The sequence below is a fragment of the Hydrogenophaga sp. H7 genome, assembly GCF_002025745.1.
Taxonomy (GTDB): domain Bacteria; phylum Pseudomonadota; class Gammaproteobacteria; order Burkholderiales; family Burkholderiaceae_C; genus Hydrogenophaga; species Hydrogenophaga pseudoflava.
On sequence record NZ_MCIC01000008.1, the window covers coordinates 20,681 to 30,119 of the forward strand.

Annotated in this window: 12 protein-coding genes; 8 read left to right on the top strand and 4 right to left on the bottom strand. The window is 65.0% G+C overall.

Going from position 1 to position 9,439, the window contains the following annotated elements:
• Positions 1-9: 9 nt before the first annotated feature.
• From BC358_RS06235 to BC358_RS06255, 5 genes are all read left to right on the top strand, one after another.
• Positions 10-1,290 (top strand): TRAP transporter large permease subunit, encoded by a 1,281-nt coding sequence (locus BC358_RS06235; RefSeq protein WP_079365150.1) that lies wholly within the window; start codon positions 10-12, stop codon positions 1,288-1,290.
• A gap of 94 nt (positions 1,291-1,384) precedes the next feature.
• On the top strand, positions 1,385-2,383 hold the full coding sequence (locus BC358_RS06240) for a TRAP transporter substrate-binding protein (RefSeq protein WP_079365151.1): 999 nt from the start codon (positions 1,385-1,387) through the stop codon (positions 2,381-2,383).
• A gap of 48 nt (positions 2,384-2,431) precedes the next feature.
• Positions 2,432-2,908: a type II 3-dehydroquinate dehydratase gene (gene aroQ / locus BC358_RS06245; protein ID WP_079365152.1), complete on the top strand. Its 477-nt coding sequence runs from the start codon at positions 2,432-2,434 to the stop codon at positions 2,906-2,908.
• Positions 2,905-3,738: a shikimate dehydrogenase gene (locus BC358_RS06250; RefSeq protein WP_079365153.1), complete on the top strand. Its 834-nt coding sequence runs from the start codon at positions 2,905-2,907 to the stop codon at positions 3,736-3,738. The genes aroQ and BC358_RS06250 overlap by 4 nt, the downstream gene beginning before the upstream one ends.
• Positions 3,739-3,752: 14 nt before the next feature.
• Positions 3,753-4,613 (top strand): DMT family transporter, encoded by an 861-nt coding sequence (locus BC358_RS06255; protein WP_079365154.1) that lies wholly within the window; start codon positions 3,753-3,755, stop codon positions 4,611-4,613.
• A 10-nt stretch (positions 4,614-4,623) separates the two neighbouring features.
• On the opposite strand, the gene BC358_RS06260 is transcribed toward BC358_RS06255, so the two are convergent.
• The 3 genes from BC358_RS06260 to BC358_RS06270 all read right to left on the bottom strand — a co-directional run bounded on the left by BC358_RS06260 (position 4,624) and on the right by BC358_RS06270 (position 6,313).
• Positions 4,624-4,932: a hypothetical protein gene (locus BC358_RS06260; RefSeq protein WP_079365155.1), complete on the bottom strand. Its 309-nt coding sequence runs from the start codon at positions 4,930-4,932 to the stop codon at positions 4,624-4,626.
• Between the two features lie 25 nt (positions 4,933-4,957).
• The gene (locus BC358_RS06265; protein WP_079365156.1) at positions 4,958-5,512 is read right to left on the bottom strand and encodes a hypothetical protein; all 555 of its coding nucleotides are present in this window, start codon (positions 5,510-5,512) and stop codon (positions 4,958-4,960) included.
• A 105-nt stretch (positions 5,513-5,617) separates the two neighbouring features.
• A complete protein-coding gene (locus BC358_RS06270; protein ID WP_079365165.1) occupies positions 5,618-6,313 on the bottom strand; it encodes a class I SAM-dependent methyltransferase in 696 nt (231 codons plus the stop codon).
• Positions 6,314-6,384: 71 nt separating this feature from the next.
• Here BC358_RS06270 and BC358_RS06275 point away from each other — a divergent pair, with 71 nt between their 5' ends.
• From BC358_RS06275 to BC358_RS22475, 3 genes are all read left to right on the top strand, one after another.
• The gene (locus BC358_RS06275) at positions 6,385-7,257 is read left to right on the top strand and encodes a LysR family transcriptional regulator (protein ID WP_079365157.1); all 873 of its coding nucleotides are present in this window, start codon (positions 6,385-6,387) and stop codon (positions 7,255-7,257) included.
• A 328-nt stretch (positions 7,258-7,585) separates the two neighbouring features.
• The gene (locus BC358_RS06280; protein ID WP_079365158.1) at positions 7,586-8,038 is read left to right on the top strand and encodes a hypothetical protein; all 453 of its coding nucleotides are present in this window, start codon (positions 7,586-7,588) and stop codon (positions 8,036-8,038) included.
• An 80-nt stretch (positions 8,039-8,118) separates the two neighbouring features.
• Positions 8,119-8,274 (top strand): AAA family ATPase, encoded by a 156-nt coding sequence (locus tag BC358_RS22475; protein WP_373270132.1) that lies wholly within the window; start codon positions 8,119-8,121, stop codon positions 8,272-8,274.
• A 5-nt stretch (positions 8,275-8,279) separates the two neighbouring features.
• Here the strand turns inward: BC358_RS22475 and BC358_RS06290 are convergent.
• Positions 8,280-9,376 (bottom strand): IS3 family transposase gene (locus BC358_RS06290; protein ID WP_256861428.1). Its coding sequence is split into 2 segments (ribosomal slippage): positions 8,280-9,124 and positions 9,124-9,376, totalling 1,098 coding nucleotides; the frame shifts between segments, so codons are not numbered across the junction.
• Positions 9,377-9,439 lie beyond the last annotated feature (63 nt).

The window sequence follows — 9,439 nt, forward strand, 5'->3', positions numbered from 1 at the left end:
GACCTTCCCATGACCATTGCGATCTTCCTGAGCTCCCTCATCGCCGCCATGATGATCGGCGTGCCGATCTCGTTCTCGCTGCTGCTGTGCGGCGCCGCGCTGATGTGGCACCTGAACATGTTCGACGCGCAGATCCTGGCGCAGAACCTGATCGAAGGCTCCAACAGCTTTCCCCTGCTGGCCGTGCCTTTCTTCATGCTGGCCGGCGAGATCATGAACGCCGGGGGCCTGTCCAAGCGCATCGTGGCCTTCGCCATGGCGCTGGTGGGCCATGTGCGCGGTGGCCTGGGCTACGTGGCCATCATGGCCGCGGTCATCATGGCCTCGCTCTCGGGCTCCGCTGTGGCCGACGCCGCGGCGCTGGCCGCCCTGCTGCTGCCCATGATGCACACCGCCGGCCACGACAAGGCCCGTTCGGCCGGCCTGCTGTCCGCAGCCTCGATCATCGCGCCCGTCATCCCGCCCTCGATCGGCTTCGTGATCTTCGGCGTGGCCGCCAACGTGTCCATCTCCAAGCTGTTCATGGCCGGCATCGTGCCGGGGGTGCTGCTGGGCGCGGCGCTGTGCCTGACCTGGTGGTGGGTGGCGCGCAAGGAGAACGTCAAGCCGCCGGCCCGCAAGACCCGCGCCGAGGTCTTCAGGTCCCTGCGCGACGCGCTCTGGGCGCTGGGCCTGCCGATCATCGTGGTGGTGGGCCTGAAGTTCGGCGTGTTCACGCCAACCGAAGCCGCCGTGGTGGCCGCCGTGTACGCGCTGGCGATCTCGCTGCTGGTCTACCGTGAACTCAGGATCAGCCAGCTCTACGGCCTGTTCCTGGCCGCCGCCAAGACCACCGCAGTCATCATGTTCCTGGTGGCCGGTGCCATGGTCTCGGCCTGGCTGATCACCGTGGCCCAGCTGCCGGCCCAGCTGGTGGACCTGCTGCAGCCCCTGCTGGACAGCCCCACCCTGCTGATGTTCGCGATCATGATTCTGGTGATCATCGTCGGCACGGCCATGGACATGACGCCCACCATCCTGATCCTCACCCCGGTGCTGATGCCCATCGTCAAGGCCGCCGGCATCGACCCGGTCTACTTCGGCGTGCTGTTCGTGATGAACAACGCCATCGGCCTGATCACCCCGCCCGTGGGCACGGTGCTCAACACCGTGGCCGGCGTGGGCAAGATCAGCATGGACGATGTGACCCGCGGCGTCTGGCCTTTCATGATCGCCCAGTTCGCGCTGATGTTCCTGATGGTGCTGTTCCCCCAGATCGTGCTGGTGCCGCTGGGCTGGTTCTACGGCTGACCGTTGCTGTTTTCCACACCCTTGCCCGGAACGGGCACGCCAAGGCAAGGGGCTTTTTCGTCTGCGTCCCATCCCTGATCGCTGGAGACAAACCATGAAACGTCTGTTCATCAAGACCCTCGTCGCCACCGCCGCCCTGGCCACCGTCGGCATCGCCGCCGCCCAGGACAAGGTCATCAAGTTCGCCAACCAGAACGCCGCGGGCCACCCCATCGTGCAGGGCATGGAGAAGTTCGCCGAGATCGTGGCGGCCAAGTCGGGCGGCAAGATCAAGGTCAACGTGTTCCCCGGCGGCCAGCTGGGCAGCGACCAGGCCAACGTCTCGGCCTTGCAGGGCGGCACCCTGGAGATGGCCTCGATGAACTCGGGCATCTTCGCCAGCCAGGTCAAGGAATTCGCGGCCTTCGACCTGCCCTTCATGTTCGCCAACGGCAAGGAAGCCGACGCCGTGGTGGACGGCCCCTTCGGCCAGAAGATGCACGCCAAGCTGGAAGAGAAGGGCCTGGTCGGTCTGGGCTACTACGAGCTGGGCTTCCGCAACATCACCAACAGCAAGCGCCCCATCACCAAGGTGGAAGACATCGCCGGCCTGAAGCTGCGCGTGATCCCCAACCCGATCAACGTGGACTGGGTCAAGGCTCTGGACGCCAACCCCACGCCGCTGCCATGGCCCGAGGTGTACGCCGCGCTGGAGCAGAAGGCCGTGGACGGCCAGGAAAACCCGGTCGCCACGATCTGGGGCGCCAAGCTGCACGAAGTGCAGAAGTACATGACCCTGACCAACCACCAGTACAACCCGCAGTCGGTGGTGATCAGCAAGAAGTTCTGGGACACCCTGTCGGCCGACGAGAAGAAGATCATCGGTGACGCCGTGGCCGAGTCCACCAAGTTCCAGCGCGCCCAGGCCCGCGCCTCGGTGGCCAGCACGGTGGAGAACCTGAAGAAGGCCGGCATGACCGTCTCCGAACTGGCCCCCGGTGAACAGGTCAAGCTGGTCGAAAAGATGAAGCCGGTGATCACCAAGCACGCCGGCGCCGTCGGCGAAGCCACGGTGTCGGAACTGCTGGCCGAACTCGCAAAAGCACGCAAGTAAGCCCCCCCTGCGCCGCGCCTTCGGGCGCGTCCCCCCTCAAGGAACGCCATGAAAAAAATCCTCATCCTCAACGGCCCCAACCTCAACCTGCTGGGCACGCGCGAGCCCGCCCAGTACGGCTACACCACACTGGCCGATGTGGAGGCCTTCTGCAAGGCCCATGGCGCGCAGATCGGCTACGAGGTGGAGTGCTTCCAGAGCAACTGGGAAGGCGCGCTGCTGGACAAGATCCACGAGTACGGCCGCCTGTACAAGGCCGGCGAGGTGCTGGGCGTGGTCATCAACCCCGGCGCGCTCACCCACACCTCGATCGCCCTGCACGACGCGATCAAAGGCGTCGAGCCGATGCCTGTGATCGAGTGCCACATCTCCAACGTGCATGCGCGCGAAGAGTTCCGCCACCACTCCTGGGTCTCGCCCGCCGCCGCCGGCATCGTGGTCGGCTTCGGTGTGGACGGCTACCTGGTGGCCATGGACGGCCTGGTGCGCAAGTTCGTGAACTCGGCCGCCACGAAGAAACCATGATCAACGGCCACACCGAACTCATCGCCCACATCGGCTACCCGACGCACACGTTCAAGTCGCCGATGATCTACAACCCCTTCTTCGAGAAGCACGGGATCAACGCGGTGGTGGTGCCCTTCGGCTGCAAGCCCGAGGACTACCCGGCATTCCTCAAGAGCGTGTTCACGCTCACCAACATCCGCGGCGCGCTCATCACCATGCCGCACAAGGTGGTCACCGTCGGCCTGCTGGACGAGGTCACCCCCACCGTGCGCGTGGCCGGCGCCTGCAACGCCGTCAAGCGCCTGCCCGACGGCCGCCTGGTGGGCGACCAGTTCGACGGCGCCGGTTTCGTGCGCGGCGTGCTGCGCAAGGGTCTCAAGCTCGCCGGTGCGCGCGTGCTGGTGGTGGGCAGCGGCGGCGTGGGCTGCGCCATTGCCGCCTCGCTGGCCGGCGCGGGCATCGCCCACATCAGCCTCTACGACGTGAACACCGCCGCGGCCGAGGCCCTGGGTAAGCGCATCCGCGACAACTACCCCGCCATCGACGTGAAGACGGGCAGCAACGACCCGGCCGGCTTCGACCTGGTGGTCAACGCCACCCCCATGGGCATGAACGAAGGCGACCCGCTGCCGCTGGACGTCTCGCGCCTGGATGCCAGCACCTTCGTCGGCGAGGTGGTGATGCGCACCGAGATGACCGCCTTCCTCACCGCCGCAGCGGCCAGAGGCTGCAAGGTGCAAGTGGGTTCCGACATGCTGTTCGAAATGATCCCGGCCTATCTGGAATACTTCGGTTTCGCCACCACGACCGCCGAAGAACTGCGCACCGTGGCCCGCCTGAGCTACTGACCCGCAGCCCCTCCTTGCCAGACCCCCACTACCCCCACCCCGGCCGCGGCATCGCCCTGGCCGTCCTCGCCACCGCCTGCTTCGCCCTGCTCGACACCACCAGCCAGTACGTGGGCGGCGTGGTGCCGGTGATGATGGCCGTCTGGCTGCGCTTCGTGGTGCAGGCCGGCATGACCGCAGCCATGCTCTATCCGAGCCAGGGCCGTTCGCTGTTCGTCACCCGCGCTCCTTGGTGGCAGCTGCTGCGCGGCGCGCTCATGGTCACCTCGGGCACCGTGGCCTACATCAGCCTGCAGCACGTGCCTGTGGGCGAATTCACCGCCATCCTCATGCTGGTGCCGCTGGTCATCACCCTGCTGGCCGCGGTGCTGCTGCGCGAACACGTCAGCGCGCTGACCTGGCTGCTGGTGGCCGGTGGGCTGACGGGCGCGCTCATCGTGGTGCGCCCCAAGGGCTCGGACCTGAACATCGGCATGTTCCTGCCGCTGCTGCTGGTGGTCATCAATGCGCTCTACCAGATCGTCACCAGCAAGATGGTGAAGACCGAAGACCCCGGCACCATGCATTTCTACACCGGGCTCACCGGCCTGGTGTTCGGCACAGTGGCCCTGCCCTGGAGCTGGGCGCCGATGCAGGACCCGATGCTCTGGCTGCTGGTGGGCCTGATCGGCGTGTTCGGCTCGCTGGGCCACTACTTCATGATCAAGGGCTACCAGAAGGCACCCGCCTCGCGCATCACGCCCTACATGTACACGCAGATCGCCTTCGCCACCCTGGCCGGCTGGGTGGTGTTCGGCTATGCGCCCGACGTGTGGACGGTGCTGGGCATCGCACTCATCGCGGTGTGCGGCGTGCTGGGCGTGCGGGCGCGCTGAACGCGCCGCCTCAGCGCGAAATCTTGCGTTCCACCTCGGCCACCCGGCCCGCGTGGAAGCGGATGACGGTGAGCGTCTGCGGGTCCCGGGGGTGAGGGAAGTAGGTCCAGGACTTCTCTTCGGGCTGGCCCCGCACGGCGCGGCGCACGGCCTCGTGGTCGGGCGGGCCGATCTTCAGCACCACCTCGCCCTCCCCCATGCCCTGGCGGATGAACTTGCGCTCAGCGGCGTCGGGCTCAGCCGGCACGGCGGATGTGCTGGCAAAGAGCAGCAAGGCCGCAGTCAGCGGCAGCAGGGCGCGGCGGGTCACAGGTTGCATCAAAGGCTCCAAGGGTGGGCAAGGTTCATCGGACAAAACAGTTGTCGGCGGGCACGGTCGCCAGGCTGGCCGACACCGCCGACAGCGTGGGCTGGATGCTCGGGATCTCGTCGCCCAGCAGGCACAGCAGCGGCGGCGAGCGCAGCGCCCAGATGGCGCCGTGGCGCGTGCCGATGACGGTGCGGTACACGCCCCAGTGCGCGGCCACGCCGGCGCCCGCCTCGGAGCGGTCGAAGCTCAGCGTGCCCAGCTTGGACGGGCCGGTCAGGCGCCCGCCACCGGCGCAGTCGTTGCCGCCGAAGGTGAACACGCCTTCGTAGTAGTCCAGCGTGTTCGCGCCGGTGACGCGGGCGCGCAGCATCTTCTTGTAGGACTGGCCTCCGGCCTTCGCGCAGCCCTTCTGCACCCAGTCGCCGGCCAGGGCTTGGAGCGACACCGACGGCGTGGCCCCGCCACTGCCGCCATCGGGCGTGTCGTCGCCCCCGCCGCCGCCACAGGCCGACAGGGCCAGGGCGAAAAGCAGCGCCACGGTGGTGGCGGGACGGCGTGCGAAGCCGGGCAGCGGACGGATGCGTGGCATGAAGAAACTCCTGAGTCGCTTGAAAAAAGGGACGAACGCGTCCCGGCCGGGCGAACGACGCCCCGCCTGGGCACAAACCCGGGTCGCTGGTGAAGGGGAAAAAACTCAGCCCGGCTTGCGGGCCACGATGAACACGCGGATGTCCTTGCCCTTGGTGCCGTGGCGCTCCACCGCCTCGATCACCAGGCCCTGGCGCACCATGGCGGCCTGCAGCGTGTCGGCATCGAACAGGAGCACGTGGGGCGCCTTGCCGATGGCCTGCATCACCGGAATCGCCAGCCAGCGGATCAGCGGGTTCATCTCGGCCACACAGGCGGTCTTGGAAATCAGCAGGCCGCCCGGCCGCAGCGCCTGCACCGCCGAGGCCAGCGCGCCGTCGAGGTCGCTCACCAGGTGCAGCAGGTTGAAGGCCAGCACCGCGTCGTAGTCGCCCGGGCCGATCGCGGGCGCATCGGCATCGGCCAGCGCAAACGCCAGCTGCGGAACGGGCTCGGCCGCCAGCTTCTCGCGGGCGATGGCGATCATGCCGGCCGACACGTCGGTGGCCAGCAGCCGCCGCGTGAACGGCGCCAGCCGCAGCGCGGTGCTGCCGGTGCCGCAGCCGATCTCCAGCACGTTCATCTCTGCGGTCAGCAGGCCCTGCACCCGCCGCAGCGTGGCCTCGTAACCCGGCATGTCGGCAATCGGGTCGGCCGCGTACTTGCGCGCGATGCGGTCCCAGAAACGGGCCTTGCGGGACACCACGTCGCCGCTCTGCGGCGGCTGTTGGGTGTCGAGGGAGGGGGTGGTGGACAGCGGCATGACCGGCATCCTATCCATGCACAAGCCCGATAGGAACTGCGGTAAATTGCAGCGGACATATACATAAACGCATGAACAACCTCGACTGGAACCAGCTCAAGGCCTTTCTGGAAACCGCCGAAACCGGCTCGCTCTCGGCCGCCGCGCGCAAGCTGGGCCTGACCCAGCCCACGCTCAGCCGGCAGGTGGCCGCGATCGAGCAGCGCATGGGCGTGACCCTGTTCGAGCGGGTGGGCAAAAGCATGGTGCTCACCCCCACCGGCCTGGACCTGCTGGAGCACGCGCGCGCCATGGGCGCGGCCGCCGACGCGCTGGGCCTGGCCGCCACCGGCCGCTCGCAGGCCGTGGGCGGCGTGGTCTCGGTCTCGGCCAGCGACGCGGTCGCCGCCATGCTGCTGCCGCCGCTGGTCAAACAGCTGCGCGAGCAGGAGCCGGGCATCGCCGTCGAGGTGATTCCGTCCAACGCGCTGAGCGACCTGCTGCGCCGCGAGGCCGACATCGCGGTGCGCCACGTCAAGCCCGAGCAGCCCGAGCTGATCGCCCGCTTCATCCGCGAGGCCACGGCCCACTTCTATGCGTCGGAAGCCTGGGTGAAAACCCACGGCCACCCGCGCAGCGCCGAAGACGCCGCCCACCTGCCCTTCGTCGGCTCCGACCGCCAGGGCCGCTACCTGGGCTACCTGCGCATGCACGGCCTGAACGTCAGCGAAGCCAACTTCAGCTGCTACGCCGACCACACCGTGGCGCACTGGGCGCTGGTGCAACAGGGCCTGGGCATCGGCGCCATGATGGAAGAAATTGCCCGCGACACACCCGGCATGGTCCGCGTGCTCGACGACCTGCCGCCCATCCGGTTCCCGGTCTGGCTGGTGACGCACCGGGAGCTGCGGACTTCGAGGCGGATTCGGGTGGTGTTTGAGGCGTTGGCGGAGGGGTTGGGGTGAGGGGCTGGAGGGCTGGTTGCGACCCGGAGGCGTCATTCGCGACGGGCCGAAATGCACACCCGGCCCGCCCTTGTCTGTAACCGGCAGTTTCCCTGGCAGAAGTGGGCGACACGCCGCTAGACTGCCTTGCGACGGCTACCGTGGGTTGCAGGAGTTGCCAATCCTGTTACACCTGTACATGCACACAGCATTGTGCTGTATTGCATTGATTTCAAAGTACTTTGGAGGTCTCATGCGATTTTGTTTAACGACTGCATCCGATGTTATCCTCCATTTTGCGGGATATATCTAAGTTGGCCCAAAAAGCAATTTCTAAGGAAGGAATGAAATGAATGCTCGTTTCTGGAAGCTATCTCACGGTGCCGCCGAGTTCCCGTTTGAGGAATTCCTTGCCTTACTGGAGCGGCGGGTGGTTTGTGTTCACAAGGACACGAAAGCAAAAGCCACCTCACCGACAGCGCAAGGCGAAAATTTTGTGAATGCGACGAGTGGTGATTATTTTTACCTTACTCATGGAAACCAAGGAATTTATATACTTGGGCAATTCATCGGACCAGCAAATATATTCTCTTCCCGCGGTGCGGGGTGGGTCGAAAGAGAGTATCGAATCATTCGCACATCCAAGTCTCGTGAACCCTATTCTGGCGAGCACAAATGGTGGACTCCAGATGACAACTCAACCTTCATTCAAATCCCAGCAGCGGAATTCTTCTTGTTTGAGCAATTAATTCTCAGGCCATACTTCGATCTTGAACTTAAGAGTTATGGAATTGGGGGCTAACCCATCATTCCAGAGGACCGCCTCCGGCGACCGATGAATTCAAACTTTAAGAGTTACTACTAGCCATGGCTCTTACAAAAATGGAGGTCTTGGGTTTCAGAGGTTTCAAGACACTCGGCACGATAGGTTTTTCCGTTCCAAATGGAGAGATTGGAAGTGGATTGACAGTCATCACTGGGCCAAACAATGCCGGGAAATCTTCAATCCTTGAATTTGAAGTCCCCTCGAATTCCTGAGCCAGTCAGAAGTAGAGGTTGGGGAACAGTTTGACACGGTACTCGACCGGTGGGATTCGGCCGAGAGATTCATGGGGGCGCTGGTGGTTGTAGCGGTGCAGCCAGTCGGCCGTCATATCACGCACCTCCTGCAATGACTCGAAGACATAGCAGTCCAGCACCTCGGTTCGGTAGGTCTTGTTGAATCGTTCGACATAGGCGTTTTGCGTGGGCTTTCCTGGCTGGATGTGATTGAGCGCGATGCCCTTGGATTTCGCCCATTCGGACAGAGCGTGAGCGATGAACTCCGGGCCGTTGTCCAGGCGAATCGACAGCGGCGCTCCGCGCACTTCCACCAGCTCATTCAAGGCACGTATGACACGGGCTGCCGGCAGGCTGGTGTCGACCTCGATACGCAGGCCCTCGCGGTTGAACTCATCGATGACGTTGAAGGTCCTGAATCGCCTGCCGGACCACAGTGCATCGGCCATGAAGTCGCAGCTCCAACCCTGATTGGGTTGGCCAGCAGCCTCCAGCGGTTGCTTGATGCGCGCCGGCAAACGCTTCTTGCCGCGCCGTGGCAGGTTCAGCCGCAGCTCGCAGTACACGCGCCAAAGCACCGTCTTGCCCCAGGGCTTGCCTTGGTGGCGGGCACTGTCGTAAAGCAGGCCAAAGCCGTGGCGCGGGTTGAGCGCCATGTGCATCTGGATGAAGGTGATGACCCCGGAGTCGTCGCGCGCAATGGGTCGGTAGCGCAGTGTGGAGCGGGCAATGCCGCTGGCCTGGCAGGCTCGGCGCTCGCTCATGCCGTGCTCGGCCATGAGGGCTTGAACGACCATCTCGCGACGCTCCGGGGTCAGAGCTTTCGGTCGACAACGTCCTTGAGCGCGTGGTGCATGAGCGCCAGGTCGGCATACATGCGTTTGAGCTTGGCGTTCTCGTCCTGCAGTTGCCGAAGCTGCGCCAGGTGCGAGACCGTCATGCCAGAGAACTGACTCTTCCACTTGTAGTAGGTCGGCTCGCTCACGCCGTGCTTCCTGCACGTCTCGCCGACCTTGGCACCCATCTCGACCTCCTTGAGGATGCCGACTATCTGCGCTTCGCTGAATCTGGATTTCTTCATGTAGAGACTCCGTCTTGGGGAATTCTCTACTTCCGGGTGGTTCAGGTTTTCAAGGGGACTTCA